13 protein-coding genes and 1 pseudogene are annotated in these 17,865 nt (G+C 41.0%); 4 read left to right on the top strand and 10 right to left on the bottom strand.

The annotated features are described in order from the left end of the window. Nucleotides 1-26: 26 nt before the first annotated feature. The 7 genes from MTN97_RS15605 to MTN97_RS15575 form a co-directional block, all read right to left on the bottom strand. Nucleotides 27-686, bottom strand: coding sequence for a response regulator transcription factor (locus tag MTN97_RS15605; RefSeq protein ID WP_214551856.1), 660 nt, complete (start codon nt 684-686; stop codon nt 27-29). An 11-nt stretch (nt 687-697) separates the two neighbouring features. Beyond that, nucleotides 698-1,345 carry a hypothetical protein gene (locus tag MTN97_RS15600; protein WP_248474827.1) on the bottom strand — a complete coding sequence of 216 codons (648 nt, stop codon included), beginning with the start codon at nt 1,343-1,345 and terminating at the stop codon, nt 698-700. A gap of 13 nt (nt 1,346-1,358) precedes the next feature. Next, a complete protein-coding gene (locus MTN97_RS15595; protein ID WP_248474826.1) occupies nt 1,359-2,129 on the bottom strand; it encodes an SDR family oxidoreductase in 771 nt (256 codons plus the stop codon). Continuing rightward, nucleotides 2,126-2,815 (bottom strand): TenA family transcriptional regulator, encoded by a 690-nt coding sequence (locus tag MTN97_RS15590; RefSeq protein ID WP_016900001.1) that lies wholly within the window; start codon nt 2,813-2,815, stop codon nt 2,126-2,128. Before MTN97_RS15590 ends, MTN97_RS15595 begins: the two co-directional genes overlap by 4 nt. After that, the gene (locus tag MTN97_RS15585; protein WP_282447408.1) at nt 2,808-4,280 is read right to left on the bottom strand and encodes an AMP-binding protein; all 1,473 of its coding nucleotides are present in this window, start codon (nt 4,278-4,280) and stop codon (nt 2,808-2,810) included. Before MTN97_RS15585 ends, MTN97_RS15590 begins: the two co-directional genes overlap by 8 nt. A gap of 2 nt (nt 4,281-4,282) precedes the next feature. Then, a complete protein-coding gene (locus MTN97_RS15580; RefSeq protein ID WP_248474825.1) occupies nt 4,283-4,939 on the bottom strand; it encodes a thermostable hemolysin in 657 nt (218 codons plus the stop codon). Between the two features lie 87 nt (nt 4,940-5,026). Next, the gene (locus tag MTN97_RS15575) at nt 5,027-6,547 is read right to left on the bottom strand and encodes a sensor domain-containing diguanylate cyclase (protein WP_248474824.1); all 1,521 of its coding nucleotides are present in this window, start codon (nt 6,545-6,547) and stop codon (nt 5,027-5,029) included. A gap of 303 nt (nt 6,548-6,850) precedes the next feature. Between MTN97_RS15575 and MTN97_RS15570 the strand changes: the two genes are divergently transcribed. The 3 genes and pseudogenes from MTN97_RS15570 to MTN97_RS15560 form a co-directional block, all read left to right on the top strand. Beyond that, complete coding sequence (locus tag MTN97_RS15570; RefSeq protein ID WP_248474823.1) at nt 6,851-8,662, top strand: glycoside hydrolase family 3 protein; 1,812 nt, start codon at nt 6,851-6,853, stop codon at nt 8,660-8,662. Nucleotide 8,663: 1 nt separating this feature from the next. After that, nucleotides 8,664-9,398 (top strand): 5-oxoprolinase subunit PxpA, encoded by a 735-nt coding sequence (locus tag MTN97_RS15565; protein ID WP_036983606.1) that lies wholly within the window; start codon nt 8,664-8,666, stop codon nt 9,396-9,398. Between the two features lie 277 nt (nt 9,399-9,675). Then, nucleotides 9,676-11,034: pseudogene (locus MTN97_RS15560) on the top strand (S9 family peptidase); the annotation flags it as partial. Between the two features lie 683 nt (nt 11,035-11,717). Here the strand turns inward: MTN97_RS15560 and MTN97_RS15555 are convergent. Then, complete coding sequence (locus MTN97_RS15555) at nt 11,718-13,319, bottom strand: isocitrate lyase (RefSeq protein ID WP_036983605.1); 1,602 nt, start codon at nt 13,317-13,319, stop codon at nt 11,718-11,720. A gap of 239 nt (nt 13,320-13,558) precedes the next feature. On the opposite strand from MTN97_RS15555, the gene MTN97_RS15550 reads away from it, so the two are divergent. Next, entirely contained in the window at nt 13,559-15,736 is a 2,178-nt protein-coding gene (locus MTN97_RS15550) for a malate synthase G (RefSeq protein WP_248474822.1), read from the top strand. An 85-nt stretch (nt 15,737-15,821) separates the two neighbouring features. Here the strand turns inward: MTN97_RS15550 and MTN97_RS15545 are convergent, their stop codons facing one another. Both MTN97_RS15545 and MTN97_RS15540 read right to left on the bottom strand, forming a co-directional pair. Then, on the bottom strand, nt 15,822-16,547 hold the full coding sequence (locus MTN97_RS15545) for a YebC/PmpR family DNA-binding transcriptional regulator (RefSeq protein ID WP_036983603.1): 726 nt from the start codon (nt 16,545-16,547) through the stop codon (nt 15,822-15,824). Nucleotides 16,548-17,060: 513 nt separating this feature from the next. Then, nucleotides 17,061-17,684 (bottom strand): HAD family hydrolase, encoded by a 624-nt coding sequence (locus MTN97_RS15540; RefSeq protein ID WP_138627405.1) that lies wholly within the window; start codon nt 17,682-17,684, stop codon nt 17,061-17,063. Nucleotides 17,685-17,865: the final 181 nt, after the last annotated feature.

Raw genomic sequence — 17,865 nt, 5'->3', positions numbered from 1 at the left:
ATCTAGGGACGTTTTAATCACGTGAGCTATCTCTTTCCCACGACATAGCCAATACCACGGAGAGTTTTAATAAAATCGCTGGGGAATTTTTTTCGTAGGTGATGAATATGCACCTCAATGGTGTTAGAGCCAACCTCTTCACCCCATTGATAGAGTTTATTTTCTAACTGCTGCTTAGATTGCACGCGACCTTGGTTTTCCAGTAACGCTTTTAGCAGCATGTACTCTTTTCGCGGTAGAGAAAGTAGCTCATCGTTAAGTGTGACACTGTGCGCTGACGTATCCATAGTAACATCACCACATTGTAATATGCTCGACTGAGCTTGATTTACACGTCGGCTCGCTACGCGCAAGCGAGCAAATAATTCGGCTGGTTCAAATGGCTTAGCTAAATAATCATCAGCCCCCATATCAAGCCCTTGCACTTTGTCATCTATGCTACTGCGAGCGGTTAGTATCACCACCGGAATGACTTTTTTTTGTGCTTTTATGTGCTTTAAAATTTGCGAACCATCACCATCAGGTAAGCCTAGGTCAAGTATAACCAACTCTATTTCGCCACTGCCTAAACATTGCAACGCATGCTTAACCGTTGCGCTGTGTTCTACACTGTAGCCTTCTTGGCGCAATGAGCGGCAAAGCCCTTGCGCCACAAGATGATCATCTTCAACTAATAATAAATGCATTGTTTTTTTTGTTATCTCTTTAGTTTTTTATCAACTTTAGCTAATAATTGGCTAATTGCTTGCTGACGATATTTGTCCGCTTTAGCGCGAGTATCACGAATACCGGCCGCTTGTGCAACTAACAAATGGGCTTTGGCTTGCTTATATTCACGTTCGTCGTATAAAAACTCACCATACAAGTAATTAGTATCAATGCCCTTTTGATTAAAAGCGAGTGCTTGCTTAAAAAACTTATCGGCGGTGTCATCATCACCAAAGCCTATTGGCCACCCCGGTACTTTACTGTATAAGGTTGCTAGGCTGGCATACGCTGAGCCACCTAAAGCACTGTCGTCTATTTTAAGGGCTTGCTCTAATGACGCTTTTGCATCTTTAGCATAGCCCAGCGCCCCTAACCCACCCTTTGCGCCAGCAAAACTGGCCAGTACAATGCCGTTCCACGTATAGCTATTTGCTGAATCAGGGTAGCTTTCAATAAATTGAGCACTTTGCTCACTTAGTTGAGTAAAGGCTTTGATTTGTGCATCATCTTTAAGCTCATAATTAGCAACCGCCCACTGCTGTTGAATAGCGAGTAAATCGCTTTGTTCGTCTGCAAATACCGGCGATGAAAACACACTAATAATGCTTAAATAAGCTACTAAAGTAAATTTTTTCATAATAAATCCTCTATTAACCTAAAAACTGTTTTATTTTAGGGAGCTGTTTAGCAATTGCGTTATCCACAATACGTGGAAAAACACCATTGATACGTGCAAAAAGTTTCTCAGGAAAACCAATAAATCGTCTGGTTTTATTTGAGTTTAATAACGCAACTAACTCATCAGCCACCAACTGCGGGGAGTCCATTTGATTACCAAGCGCCTTATTCATTGCTCGTGTTTGTGCATCATTAATATCTGTATCGGTTGCTCTTGGTGCTAAATAACTAACTTTAACGGGTGTATCTGAAAGCTCTCGTGATAGCGCTTCGCTAAAACCACGTAAACCGAACTTACTAGCACAGTAAAGTGTTTGATATGGGTAACCTATACTGCCAAATGACGACCCAACATTAACTATGGAGCCTTTATTCGCATGCAATTGCGCTAAAAACAGCTGACATAATTTCATAGGGACGGCTAAATTAGTGCTCAGTAGATTATCAATTTGCTCACTACTCGATGCACTTAAGCTTTGCATTACATTAATGCCTGCATTGTTTATGAGTAACTTAGCGCCCCCTAATTTTTTGGCTTTAATGGCGAGTGCCAACATGTTTTCTGCAACGGTTAAATCTCCCACAAAAGTCATACTCCCTGGGCACTGGCTACTTAGCGCATTTAGCGCATCGCCATTACGCCCTACTAATAGTAATTGCCAACCTTGTGCGTGCAATGTTTTGGCAATCGCTTGGCCAATTCCCCCAGCGGCTCCTGTTAACACACATAAGCCGGTATTCATGCGTGTTGCTCTTGTGCTGATGCTTTAAAGAACGGCTCGTCATCTAAAGCGCGAAAAATATCACCGTACAAACGATAAAAACATTTTGCGCCATGTAAAATAGCTTGCTGATCGGCCTCATTAGTAATTTTGTTCATCAAGTTTTCAAAAAACTTTACGTGCTCTATATCAAGCGCACCATGAGAGGTTAAATAGCTAAATGCTTTTTTAGGTAAACCAACAGCATCAGCAATATTTGAAGCTGCGCCATCAGCCAGTGCAATTGAAGTCCCTTCGAGTACATGAACCATGCCAAAAAAGCTTAATGGATTTTTACGAGCGATACTGTCATAGGCATACGAGACCATCATTTCGGTAGCAAATTGTGGCTTACTATGGCGCACGCTTTCTTTATCAAAACCACACGCGGCAATATCGTTAAGCACCCATTCTTGATGGCCAATTTCCTCTTCAATGTATTCGGCTACGGCTTCACGTAACCATTCTTGTTCGTCGGTCAAACGGGCACCTAACGACATCATTAATGGCACAGTGTGTTTTACATGATGGTAGGCTTGCGCTAAAAATGACGCATACTCTTCAAGTGATGCTTGGCCTTTAAAAACGCGCTGTATAATTGGCGCAGCTAATAAGTACTCACGCTCGTTTTGAGTTTGTGCTTTTAATGTATTAAAAAAATCAGTCATGGATTACTTCTCCAAGTCGGTAAAATTGTTCAAAAATAAGGTTAAATTGCTGGCTAATAGCCTGGCGCTTAGGACGATTATTGGTCGTTAGTAACCCTTGCTGAACACTTAAAGGCTGAGCTAACCGATGCCACTTTTTAACTTGTGCATAATCGGGTAACTGTTGATTTATAAATTTCATATGCTCACTGAGTTGTTGCTCACTCAACTCAGGGATTGCATAAATAATCGCGGTTAAAAAAGGTTTGCCTTCACCAAAAGCAACGGCTTGTATAATCGCGCTTTGACTCAATATTAATGACTCAGGCCATTCAGCACTCACATTACGGCCCATGCTGGTAATAATCAGGTTTTTAAGTCGCCCTTTTATAAACAGCTTATTGCCATGCTGGGTCACTAAATCGCCTGTTGCATACCAGTTATTTGGGTTATGCGGCGCTTGATTTAAATACCCTAAAAATAGCTCACCCTTTATGTACAACTGGCCTTTTTCGATTTTGGTTTGTATGTGCGGTAATACAGTGCCGGCACTCTTTAAATCATCATTTTTGGGCGTATTTAAACTTACAACGGATGCCGCCTCTGATAATCCATACCCCTGATAAACAGGTAAATTAAGCTCTCTGGCGGTGACAATTAAAGCATCACTCACGAGCGCTCCGCCAACTGCAATAAACTGTAATGACTTTGGCGGCTGCCAACCTTGTTTTGCAAACGCAATTAAACACGTTAATAACTCAGGCACTAAAATAAGGGTGTTAGGTTTTACACTGTCAATTGCCCTAATTAGTTTTTCAGGATTTTTTAACCCTGAGCCAACAAAACCCAATTCGTTTAACGGCATTAAATGTACACAACCGCCACTTAATAATGGTGCATAAATACCTGCAATATTTTCCAGTAATACAGGTAATGGCAATAAACATAAGTGAGTTGGTTTACTTATACCTATTTGCTCACATAACGACTGTGCAACTTGCATTTGGCTATGAGTTGATAAACACACACCTTTTGGCTCGCCTGTAGAGCCTGACGTGAAGGTGATTTTTTGCGTGCCCTCAAAGTAACTAATTGGTTCTTTAACGTTGAGCTGATAAATATATAAAGTGTAATGATCAAACAAAGTAATAGACAATGTATGCGCACCCAAAGAAAGCCTTGGCATATCACTTATGAACAGTTGTGCACCACACTGTGCCAACACATATTGCGTTTGTTGTTGACTAAAGAAATGGGCAATCGGTATAGCCACTTTATTAGCAACGCTGGTCGCAGCATCAAGTACCAACCAAGCAGGTGTGTTATCAAGTTGAAATGCAATTGCATCAGCATCTGAATTTGCAAAAATTTCCGCAACTTTATTAATTTCTTGAAGCAGCTCAGTGCCTGTTAACTGTTGTGTTTGATTCGCAAAATGCGCGACAACCGCCGGCTGAATAGCTAAGTCATTTAAGCTATTTAACATACTTATACCGTCTCCAGCGCGTTGATTAATGCCGTAATTCCATTTGCATTTTGTTGTTTAATATCAAGTAGCATTGGCGTATTAAGTACCTGTAGATGTGCTTGATCTAAATTAACAATGCATACTGTAGGCTGGTTAGCGTAGTAGCTTCCCCAGCTTTTTGGTTGCTCAACAACACTGCTGTTAGCCAATGCAATTTCATTACACGTTACCCCTAATAAACGCAATAAAGCGCGTACATGTTTGGTGGCACAAAAAACCAAATTAGTAGCACCAATAGCTCTTAAAGCTTCATTAACAATAATAAAATGCGATAACGTGGCTTTTCTGTGTGTTGAATAGAGATTACCTAACTCAAACACTTTACTGCGCTGTGTGCCCATTGGTAAAAACTGCTCAATGGGCGCTGCTAAATATTGCTCAATAAATAAAGGAGAGGTGGCGTTTCTAAGCCCTAATGTGCAATGCCCTTGCTGAGTTTTATACTGACAGAGTAATGGCATAAATGAAGTTAGGCTGGCATTATACGCAGCTAAAAAACCTTGTTTTACTGTATCTTCAAGGCGCTGACGGTGTTCATCACATTCTCTCGCGCTCACACACTGTGTGAACGACTGAAAAAGTGCTGATGATGACTGTTGTTGTTGAGCTAGTTGCATAAAAGCATCGCCTGTATTAAATCTATAGGTAGAATTTAATAGGCGAAACTTAAATAAAACTTAAGGTAAATTAATTTTTTAAAAAATTTAATTTAGACTGGCAATAACGGTTTTATTACGGCCCGTTTCTTTTGCATGATAGAGCGCTTTGTCAGCACATTTGTATACTTGATCAATATCATCACTGTGCTGCGGCCATGTAGCAATGCCGATGGAGACATTTATACAACCAACTTTGGCCATCGGTGTATTCGCCACTTCATTACGTAACCGCTCAGCAATAACAAACGCACTATCGCTATTTTCGTTCGGTAATATAAGTAAGAATTCCTCCCCACCAGTTCGCGCGACAATATCATCTTTGCGAGATACCTGCTTGATCACACACGTTAAAGTTTTTAGTACCTCATCGCCCACATCATGGCCAAAAGTGTCATTAACCCGTTTAAAAAAGTCGATATCTATTTCTAGAACCGCAAAGGGGATCTGTTCTTGAATTAATTTATCTAACAATAAATACAAACCTCGCCGATTATGCGCACCAGTTAGCGGATCGGTGAGTGCATCTTGGCGTAATTGACCCATTTGCGACTGCAGTATATTAATTCCCTCTAACATGGCTGCTTTAAGTTGCTGACTTTCAAAGTACCAAGATTTAATACTTTTAAGATTCGCTACGTTTTTTTGATCAGTCGATAAATTTGCACTGTCAGCTAGTAACCTAAGGGGCTTAGCAATAAAATGCGCTAACACACCAATCAATACAAAAGTAATTAATACAATTGGTAGCATTCGCTTAAGCACCAGCCCTTGAAAAGTATCTAACGTGGCAAGTGTTGCCACCTCACTACGCTGGGCAACTACGCCCCAATTAGCAAGTTTAACGGGCGAATATCCAGCAAGCATAGACACGCCTTGGCTATTTAAAACCCGGGCGTATCCATCTTCGCTTTGCAAAACACGCTCTATTACTGGGTTATTAATGACTTGTTCGCCAATCCGCTCAGTCTCAGGATGATAAAGTAAGGTTTTATTATCAGCCACCACATAAAAGTATGCCCCGCCATCGTAACTATGCTGTTTTAATAAGGCGTTTAAAATGCTCTGTTGCTCTAAATAAAAGCTACCGCCAATATAGCCATAGTAGTTACCCATCTCGTCAAATAAAGGATAAGAAAGTACAACAATTAAGTTATTCGCAAGCGATACATAAGGACGACTAACTAATGGACGCTGTAGTTTAAAGGCTTGTTTAGATTGAGTTGAATTAACGGTTTTATTAATAATATTTAATGAAACAGGTGAGGCCGCTTTAACGACACCTTGCATGTTAATTGCTACCGAATTAAAGCTATGTGTTTGGTTTAAAAGGCGGTTGGTTTCAGCTTGGAGTAACGCAGTATTGGTAATATCTTTAGCAATTATTTTGGCTGAAAACTCAAGTTGCTGCATCGCGGCGGCTAAAAAGTGTTCGGTCGCCGAGGCAAGCTTACTAGCAAATACATGGTTACTTTTGAGAGTATCTTCTATTACCCGTTCTTTTTGTACTTGGTAACTAATGTATGAACCACTGAACAAAATAGTGGCTGTAGCAGTGATAGCTAACAACAGAATTAATTGCCTAAGTTTAAAAGTAAATGGTGATCGAAAACGCAATTTATTATCATCCTAAGCAAATAAAAACGACTGCTATGTACTACATATATCCTAAATATAATACAGAAATTAAACTAAGTAGCCTAATTTTTGTTATTTTTGGAATAACAAAATGACATTTATTATATATGTCGGGTTTTGCAGTTAAGCTCAATAATAGTTAAGCTGCATGCACTTTATTTTTATTTAGCCTTGAGGTGTGTGTTGCTAAATAAGTACCTGTTGTCGTCTTCTCTTTTTTTAATCGGATGTTTCATGTCAATAAAATCTTCTTTTGCCGATTCTGCGCTGTCACTTGAACAACAACTTGGGCAAAAGCTTATGCTCGATTTACGCTATTTTTGTCACCAAGGCAGCAGTGAGCGCTGCAGAACAGCGTTAACTGAATTACCAGATACACTAGCCAAAGCGATTAGCCGTTATAATATTGGCGGGGTTATTTTATTTTCTGAAAACACCCAAAGCATCGAACAAATAATTAGCCTTAATCAGCAACTGCAACAAGCTGCGTCTCAGTCTAAATCAGGCTTACCGCTTTTTATTTCAATTGACCAAGAAGGTGGACGCGTAGCACGACTGCCACGTGATGTGGCCACTTCATTTACCGGTAATATGTCAATTGGCGCCACCTATCCAGAGCATGGCACTTATTTCGCAACTCAAACCGCGAATGTTCTTGCCACGGAGCTCTCAGCATTGGGGATTAATGTAAATTACGCGCCAACCGTTGATGTAAACATGAACCCAGGCAATCCGGTAATTAATGTCCGCTCTTTTAGTGAAAACCCAAATGATGTAGCAGTATTAGGTGCCGCACAAGTTAGTGAATTTGAAAAAAATGGCATTATTAGCGCACTAAAGCATTTTCCTGGGCATGGCGACACCAATGTAGATAGTCATACCGGCTTGCCTAAAGTGATGCATTCAAAAGAGGTGATTTACGCACAAGATTTAGCGCCCTTTAAACACATTATTGAGCAGCACAGTCCGGGCATGATAATGACTGCGCATATTCAGTATCCAGAGCTCGATAGCAGTACCTTGACTAATGTTGATGGCAAACAAATGATCAAGCCCGCGACAATGTCGCGTAAAATCATGACCGATATTCTACGTAAAGAACTTAACTATCAAGGTGTGGTGGTAACCGATGCACTTGATATGGCAGGTATTAGTCACTTTTTTAGTCCAACTCAAGCAATTATAAACACCTTTGCCGCTGGGGTTGATATTGCGCTTATGCCAATAGAGATTAGAACGCCAGATGACATTAAAAAGCTCGATGTTCTCATTGAGTCATTAGTCAGTGCGGTTAAATCAGAGCAACTAAACGCACAGGAAATTGCGCATTCAGCACAGCGTATTATCTCACTTAAAAGTAAATTTAAATTAAACGCTTCGCCTGTTCCCATCAAAGCATTAGCCAATGCCAAGCACATTATTGGTAATAAAGCACATCGCGAATTAGAAGCGTCACTGGCCTTAGCGGCGATCACCCAAATAAAAAATAACAACAACACCTTGCCACTTAAGCTTACTGCTGGCCAACACATTCATATTATTATGCCCGATACGCGTAAATGTATGGCCATACAACAAGCCATAATGACGCTCAGCTCACACGCATTAGTTTTTAGCTGTAGCAGTTTACAAGGTTTTGACCCTGTTGATGCTCAGCGTAATATAAACCAAGCTGATATTATTATTGCCGGGAATGCCACGCCTAATCAAAGCGCAGTGGAAATTGGCGGGATGGATGATTTAGCCGATAACCCAGACTTTGCCCTCAATAACGCAGAGCAACCTAAAGCACTTGAATCATTACTTAAAATGGCTAACAAGCAACAAATACCCACCGTGTTTATTAGTTTGCGAGCTCCTTATGATATTGCGCAGTTTGGCGACTCTGCCGATGCAGTATTAGCTTCATATGCTTATAATATTGACGTAGACAAAAACGAGCAAGTATCTGGGCCTGCATTTACAGCACTTGCTAAAGTATTACTCGGTCAAGCCTCTGCTAAAGGCAGCTTACCGGTAACTATTAAACAATCAAAGAGCCACTAATATGAAACTCAATTGTGATTTAGGTGAAAGCTTTGGCGCGTGGAAAATGGGGCTTGATGATCAAGTAATGCCGCATATTGATATGGCAAACATTGCCTGTGGTTTTCATGCGGGCGATCCTAGTGTTATGGCCAATACTCTTAAGCTCGCTAAACAGCATAATGTTATGATTGGCGCTCACCCAAGCTACCCCGATAAACAAGGATTTGGCAGACGCTCAATGAACCTAAGTGTGGCCGAGCTCACTCAGTGTTTACACTACCAAATAGCTGCCCTTGATGGTATGGCAAAGGCACAAGGATTAACCCTTAGCTATGTTAAACCCCACGGTGCGCTTTACAACGACATGATGAAACACCAGCCATTACTTAGTGCTGTGATGGGCGCAGTTGCCAGCTACCCTGCTGACCTAAAATTAATGATACTGGCCACGGCCGATGCTAAACACCACCATACAATGGCACGTCATCTTGGACTAACGCTTGTTTTAGAAGCGTTCGCAGACAGGCTATATACAGATCAAGGGCACCTAGTAGCAAGAAATATAGCAGGCAGTGTGCATGATAAAGCAGCATTATTGGCACAAGTTAAACAGCTTTTAACTAGTAACAGTGTGACTACCCAGTCAGGAAAATCGTTAAAACTTAACGCCGATAGTATTTGTGTGCACGGTGATAACGCCCAAGGTGTTGCGCTTATTGAAGATATTAAGGCACTTTGCAGCGCAAGCGTATAACTTCCTCTAAGCTGTAAACCCCCTTTACAGCTTTTACTTTCTTTTATCACTTTCATTCATTGGTAGTTTTAAATACTGGCTTCGTCGCATCTGACTGTTAATTATCCCTCTCCTACCCTCTAAATAGAGCTGTGATTTAAAACAGGGATAAATAATGAAAACGTTTTTAGCTATGAGTCTTATACTGGGCAGCAGTCAATTAGCTGTTGCCAATATCGACACATTACAACTTCAAGATATCTTTAATCTTGAATATACCAACCAAATAGACATAACAGAAGACGGTAAAACATTGTATTTTTCTGCTAATCGCAATGAAAATAATGAATTGAAGCCCACTAACACTGAGCTCTATCAACTCGATTTAGACTCTCTAGCCATTTTCCCTCTAACTGAGCGTAATGGGCCCGATCAACAACCTAAAGTGTCACCCGATGGCAAATACCTTGCCTATACAGGGTATGACGACAAGCGTACTAATTACGAAAACACCCAACTCTATATTCGCGATTTAAAAACAGGGAATACTCACAGCCTAACCACCGATTTTGATAGAAGTGTTGGCCAAATTAAGTGGAGCGCGAACTCAAAAGGGCTTTATTTTAGCTATGCCGATGAAGGGCAAACTGCGCTGGCTTATCAACCTCGAAGTGGCAAACGCAAAGTGATTACCGAACAAATAGGCAGTGTTGCGTTTGGTCGCCCTTATTCCGGTGGCGATTTCGATATTAGTGAAAATGGTCATGTTGCATTTACATTGGCCGATACCCAGCGTCCTGCTGATGTAGCCACAATAAAGCGTGGTAAAGCGCAGCGCTTAACTGATTTAAATTCTGATGCACTCGCAACCAAGCAACTCGCTGAGGTTGAAGAATTATGGCTTAAATCAAGCCACGATGAGCTGCCAATACAAGGCTGGGTTGCTTACCCACCGGGTTTTGATAAATCAAAAAAATACCCACTAGTGCTTGAAATTCATGGTGGCCCTGTCGCTAATTATGGCCCGCACTTTAGTGCCGAAGTACAACTATTTGCCGCTAAAGGGAACGTGGTTTTATACATGAACCCACGTGGTAGTGATTCATACGGTAAAGAGTTTGCGCAAACCATTCATCATAATTACCCAAGCAATGACTACGATGATTTAATGACGGGTGTTGATGCACTCGTTGCCAAAGGGTTTATTGATGAATCTAAGTTGTTCGTAACCGGTGGTTCTGGCGGCGGTGTATTAACCGCGTGGATTGTAGGTCATACAGATCGCTTTGCTGCAGCTGTGGTTGCCAAACCAGTAATTAATTGGATCAGCTTTGTACTCACTGCCGACTTCTATCCTTTCTTTGCCGATTATTGGTTTCCGGACAAACCTTGGGATCATATTGAGCATTACATGAAACGCTCACCCATCAGTTATGTTGGCAATGTTAAAACCCCAACCATGTTACTCACGGGTGAGGCAGACTACCGTACGCCTATTTCAGAAACAGAGCAGTTTTATCAAGCCTTAAAATTGCAGGGGGTTGATACCGCGATGGTGCGTATTCCAAACGCTTCACATGGTATAACTGCCCGTCCATCAAATTTAATGACTAAAGTGGCTTACATTCAGTGGTGGTTTGATAAGCATTCGAAATAAAACGTAGAGTTATGAGTAACGAGCTATACAAGCTCGTTGCTCGAAGCTCACAAGTGTAAACCCCCTTTACAGCAATAATGTGAGTAATCCCTTACATACTTTAGCTAAATATCGGACTTAGCTTCAAACTGAGTTGGTAAAAATTCGGTTTATACTAACTTAACCCCTTTGAGTTAGTAAAAAATCGGTTTGAGTCACTGTTTATAAGCCCTCAGTTAGTAAAAAAATGTTTTATAAGTAGCGACAGTTAGTAAAAAATCGGTTTATTACTTTCTAAACCCTAGTTAAAAATCTTTAAATTAAGCGTTTAGATGCTCAAATTGAAGGTTAGAAAGACAAATCCCCCCCTTTAATAATAAAAATGGCCGTTATTAGCATGGTTAGTTAAAACCTGATCTGTATTTTAACTAGCTAGTTAAATCGTGATCTGCTTTCACTATGTTAGTTAAACTCTGATCTATATACGGCAAAAACAGTTAATTTATTGTGCTTACACGTGTCAAAGCGTAATCAACATAAAGTCCTCACAGCCAAGCATAAACATCCTTTAAATTTATTTACACTCTTAACCTGCATTGCATCCCTGAATAACTAGCTAGTAAAATACTGATCTATTAAATTTTGCCTTTATGCAAGCATAAAAAAAGGGCCTTGCGGCCCTTAAGTAACACTATCTAGTTGAATTAGAATTGGTTCATGGTGTTAGCTTCACCACCGGCTTTAAGTGCATTCTCGCCAGAGAAGTACTCTTTGTGCGTATCGCCAATGTTAGAGCCTGCAAGGTCTTGATGCTTAACTGACGCTTGTTCACGACGGATTTCTTGACGCTGTACATCACGTACATAAGCCAGCATACCTAAGTCACCAAAGTAACCTTCAGATAGAATATCTGTGCTTAATGCTGCTGTGTGGTACGTTGGTAACGTGATTAGGTGGTGGAAAATACCCGCTTCACGTGCACCATCGCGTTGGAAGTTTTGTACCAGTAAGTCTGCAGCTGCAGCAAGCTCTGTTGAATCCATTTCTGGAGCCATAAGCGCTTTGTTATCATCAATACTTGGGTAAGCGCTAAGGTCACGACCTGCTTCTTGCCACTCTTGGTATACTTGCTCACGGAACTTAAGCGTCCAGTTGAACGACGGTGAGTTGTTGTATACTAATTTAGCATCTGGAACTTGTTCTTTAACGCGATTTACCAGCTCTGCAATTTGTTTTACGTGTGGTTTTTCTGTTTCAATCCACAGTAAATCAGCGCCCGACTGTAGGCTAGTTACACAATCTAGTACTACACGGTCTTTTTCAGTGCCTTCGCGGAACTGGTATAAACCATTGTCTAGGCGTGTAGGCTTACAAAGTTGGCCATTAAGCTTCATTGCTGTTTCGCCTTCATTCAAGTCATCAACACTGTTTACTGGGGTTGTTTCTAAAAATGCATTGTATTGGCTTGCTAAGTCACCTGGTTTTTTTGAAACCGGTACTTTTTGCGTAAGGCTTGCACCTAGTGAATCGGTACGCGCAACGATAATACCGTTATCAATACCTAGCTCTAAAAACGCGTAACGTACTGCATTAATTTTAGCTAAAAAGTCTTCATGAGGAACGGTCACTTTACCTGCTTGGTGACCACATTGCTTAGCGTCTGATACTTGGTTTTCGATTTGAATAGCACATGCACCCGCTTCAATCATCTTTTTAGCAAGTAGGTAAGTCGCTTCTTCGTTACCAAAACCGGCGTCAATATCAGCAATGATTGGCACAACATGCGTTTCAAAGTTATCAATTTTATTAAGCACTGCTTGAACGTCGCCGCCGTTTGCTTTTGCATCGTCTAGCTCGTTAAATAAATGGTCAAGTTCACGTGCATCCGCTTGCTTTAAGAAGGTGTAGATTTCTTCGATAAGTGCAGGTACTGATGTTTTCTCGTGCATACTTTGATCTGGAAGTGGACCAAACTCAGAGCGAAGCGCTGCAACCATCCAACCACTTAGGTATACGTAACTGCGTTTAGTTGTTTTTTGATGACGCTTGATTGCCATCATCATTTGTTGCGCAGTAAAACCATGCCAACAACCTAAAGACTGTGTGTACTGGCTTGTGTCTTTATCGTATGCAGCCATGTCTTCACGCATGATGTCTGCTGTAAATTGTGCAATATCAACACCAGAGCGAAAACGATTTTGTAAACGCATACGTGTTGCGTATTCAGGATTAATTGTTTTCCATGCACTGCCTTGTGATTGGCATAATGTTGCTAGTGTATCTGTTTCGCCTTGATATGTTGTCATAATAAAGTCCTTCGAACGGGTATTAATATTTATTGTTGAGAGAGTGACTACATCACGTTAGCTCTGTAGCGCTTAATTAAACATTAGGCTTATTTTTTAGATTTAGTAAATTTATAGTTTTTATTGCGGCTATACATATAGTGAATGACTAAAAGGCATTCAAAGCCACTTTTTTGCGATATGGTAGGTGTACGCATATAAAAAATTGCACACTGTCGGACCGTTTAAGGATATTAATTATGAGCCACACTCTCACCCATTCAGGACTCAGCGTTGATAAGCAACTTGCTGAATTTGTTAAAAAACAATTATTACCTGGTACCCATCTTGATGAACACCAGTTTTGGAAAAGCTTTGCCCACATAGTGCAAACACTTACACCATTGAACAAATCACTACTGGCTAAACGTGAACAGCTACAAAAGCAAATTGATGACTACCACCTTGCAAATAAAAATGCTGACCAAGCTCAGTATCAAGCGTTTTTAAAAGATATTGGCTACCTAGTTGATGAGCCTGAAAACTTTAGTATTGAAACTCAAAATGTAGAGCCAGAAATAGCGTTGACTGCAGGGCCACAGCTAGTGGTGCCGGTTAGTAATGCACGCTTTGCGCTTAATGCTGCTAATGCACGTTGGGGGTCGTTATACGATGCTTTATATGGAACCGATGTTTTAAGCGAAGACGACGGCGCCGAAAAAGGCAGCCAATACAACCCTGTTCGTGGCTTTAAAGTAATGGCTTACGCAAGGCAGTTTTTAGACAAAGCATTACCGCTTGAAAATGGCTCGCATATTGAAAGCACTAACTATTCTATTGTTGACGGCGCCCTTGCTATTACCCTGCGCGACAGTTCGCACACCACACTTAAAAACCCTGAGCAACTGATTGGCTATCAAGGTGAAGCACAAAACCCGAGTGTTATTTTACTTAAAAACAATGGATTGCATATTGAGCTGCAAATAGACCATCACCATCCTATTGGTCAAGCAGATAAAGCAGGGCTAAAAGATGTGGTGCTAGAAGCCGCACTAACAACCATTATGGATTGTGAAGACTCGGTTGCCGCGGTAGATGCAGAAGATAAAGTACAAGTTTACAAAAACTGGCTTGGTTTAATGCAAGGCAACTTGGTTGAAACGTTTAGAAAAGGCGACAAAATGGTCGACCGCACGTTACAAGCTGACCGACAATATACAGGACTTGATGGCCAAAAACTGACCCTCAAAGGGCGCAGTATGATGTTTGTGCGTAACGTGGGACATTTAATGACAAATCCAGCCATTACGGATGTAAGCGGCAATGATGTGTTTGAAGGCATTATGGATGCCATGTTCACCGCAACAGCTGCTTTGCACGATTTAAACACTAAAAACACGATTAAAAATTCAACCGCGCAAAGTATTAATATTGTAAAACCGAAAATGCATGGCCCTGATGAAGTCGCCTTTGCTAATACCTTGTTTGGTATGGTTGAAGAGGCACTGAGTTTGCCTAAAAACACCCTTAAAATGGGTATTATGGATGAAGAACGTCGTACATCAGCCAACTTAAAAGCCTGTATTCATGCAGCAAAAGAGCGTGTTGTGTTTATTAACACTGGCTTTTTAGACCGCACTGGCGATGAAATTCATACCTCAATGCAAGCGGGAGTTGTGCTGCCGAAAGCGGCTATTAAAGCACAGCCTTGGATCAGCGCTTACGAAGATCGCAACGTTGATATTGGCCTAGCCTGTGGCTTAAGCCATAAAGCGCAAATTGGTAAAGGTATGTGGGCAATGCCTGATAAAATGGCGATGATGATGGAGCAAAAAATAGCGCATCCTCAATCTGGCGCAAATACCGCTTGGGTGCCCTCCCCTACTGCCGCCACATTACACGCAATGCATTATCATGATGTTGATGTATTTAGCCTGCAGCAAAGCATTGCCACGCGTCAAATAGCAAGCCTAGAGAGCTTACTTACACCGCCGCTCATGCCAAACCCTGAAACGCTATCAAAAGAAGATATTCAAAGCGAGCTTGAAAACAACGCGCAAGGTATTTTAGGGTACGTAGTACGTTGGATTGACCAAGGAATAGGCTGCTCTAAAGTGCCTGACATTAATCATATTGGTTTAATGGAAGACAGAGCCACCTTACGTATTTCAAGCCAACATATCGCCAACTGGCTACATCATGGTGTATGTAGCAAAGAGCAAGTACAAAAAGTGATGGCAAAAATGGCTAAGGTTGTTGATGGCCAAAATGAACATGACAGCCTTTACATTCCCATGGCAACTAATGAGCAGACATTAGCTAAAAGTATTGCGTATCAAGCTGCTTTAGCACTGGTATTTGAAGGGGTTAGTCAACCGAGCGGTTACACAGAGCCGCTACTACACAGCTACCGCTTGAAATATAAAGCACAGCACTAACTTAAAACTTAACCTAAAAATAAAAAATCAATAAGCTGATTTTTTTTATAACGCTAGTGAATAATCACTATTCACTAGCTACGAATTAATTTTTAATAGTCGCGTTGTGATAAACATTTTGTACGTCATCGCAATCTTCAAGCATATTGATAAATTTATCAAAATTGGCAATGACTTCTTCATCAGTGATTTCAACATGTACTTGTGGAACGAAGGTAATTTCATCAACTTCAAAGTTAATGCCTTCAAATGCTTCTTCTAATGCCTTTTTAGCTTTAAAGTACTCAGTATGCGGTGCAAATACCGATACCTTGCCATCTTCGGCTTCTACATCAGTCACATCAACGTCAGCCATCATAAGGGCTTCTAACACAACTTCGTCGTCATCGCCTGCAAATCCTAAAACAGCAAGGTGATCAAACATATGTGCTACACACCCAGGTGTACCTATTTTTGAATCTGTTTTAGTAAACGGTAAACGTACATCTTTAATTGTGCGGTTTGGGTTATCGGTTAAACAGTCAACAATCACCATACAATTACCCGGGCCGTAGCCTTCGTAACGGGCTGAAGAGTAATCTTCCCCTGCCCCGCCGGCTGCTTTTTCAATTGCTTTTTCGATTACGTGCGCAGGGACTTGGTCTTTTTTGGCTTTTTCAATTAAGCGGCGCAATGTTTGATTTACATCGGGATCAGGTTCACCACTTTTGGCTGCAACGTAAATTTCTTTACCGTACTTTGAATTTACTTTAGTTTTCGCATTGGCTGTTTTTGCCATCGAATTTTTGCGGACTTCAAATGCTCTGCCCATCTTGTGCCTCTATTGAATACGTTCTGTTTTTGATATTTTACCAATTCAAAGCGTATTGGGCTAGTGGTTCAACATGTTATGCTGTGCAAAAGCAGCGGGGGATTAATTTAAATAATACCCACTGTCATTAAATAAATAAAAACGAAGCTCAATTTAACATAATCAGGGTCTGTTAATCTTTGCGGATTGCTATTTGTTCAAACTAGGGGCAATTTAATCGCGGCGCGAGGTTTGTAACCTAGTGGGCTCGATAACTGCTCCTGCGTTATTCTACTGACTTACATCCATGTAAGAATAAGTCAAAACCGAGCAAAGCTTCCGCGTCCTGCTCACGCCCCTTACCTACATCCATGTAGGCAACAAAGAGTTAATTGCCCCTAGGCAGAACCCTCCGGGCAACGCCTGTTTGGCATTGATGCTGCGTTATCGCCTATTTATGGGGAATAACCACACCACATAGGCTCTGCCTTGCCTAAATACCAAACAGACTGCTGCAAATTCAACCTTGAAAGGTCAACAGACCCTCACTTTTTCAGCATAATTGTCAATTAATGTTACCAATTCATCAAACGCATGAATGACAAAATCGGCTTGCTCGGCATAGGCAGGGGTTAGGGTTGCATCAGGAGCATATAAACAGGCTCGCATTTTTGCATTATGAGCAGCTTGTATGTCATATAAATAATCACCAACGTAAATAACATTATCAACGGGCATGGACCACTGCCTTGCAATCATTAATAAAGCACTCGGATCGGGTTTGGCCGGAGCTTCAGTTCGAGTGAGTACCATTTCTATTGGCAATGGGTTGTGTTGCAACTTTAGTGTGGCCGCTTTATCAAAATTACGTGTAACAATGGCCATAGGTATGTTTTTAGCTTGTAGCGCTTTAACAGCCTCTAAAACGCCAGGTAGAAGCTTAGCCGATTGTGCATCTAACAACTCATGCTGATGCACTATATTCATTGCTTCTTCACGCATATAGGGGGAAGGTAGTTGTTCTATGTGATCGAGTAAGTCTTGCTCTGCAGGGCAACCTACTTGGGCTTTTATCAATGAAAAGTTTAATTCTGAAGATACTAAAGTTCCGTCTAAATCAAAAATAACACCTTTGATTGCCTCAATTTGCGTTTTCATTTCATTCCTTGCGCTAAATAATTAGCTCAGTATGCTAGGTTTGGCTTAGGTTATCTAAACCTTTAATAAAAAGTATATCAATAAACATATAAAAACAGCTCAGTCCATTGAAATTTAATTATAGTTAGTTTGATAACATAATAGTTTGGGTTTGTATAACTGGTATAGTAAAGACTTTACG

The sequence above is a fragment of the Pseudoalteromonas sp. 2CM36K genome, assembly GCF_023161865.1.
Lineage (GTDB): Bacteria > Pseudomonadota > Gammaproteobacteria > Enterobacterales > Alteromonadaceae > Pseudoalteromonas > Pseudoalteromonas tetraodonis.
The sequence above is the reverse complement of the archived record's forward strand: the minus strand, read 5'-3'. Positions and strand labels throughout refer to the sequence as shown.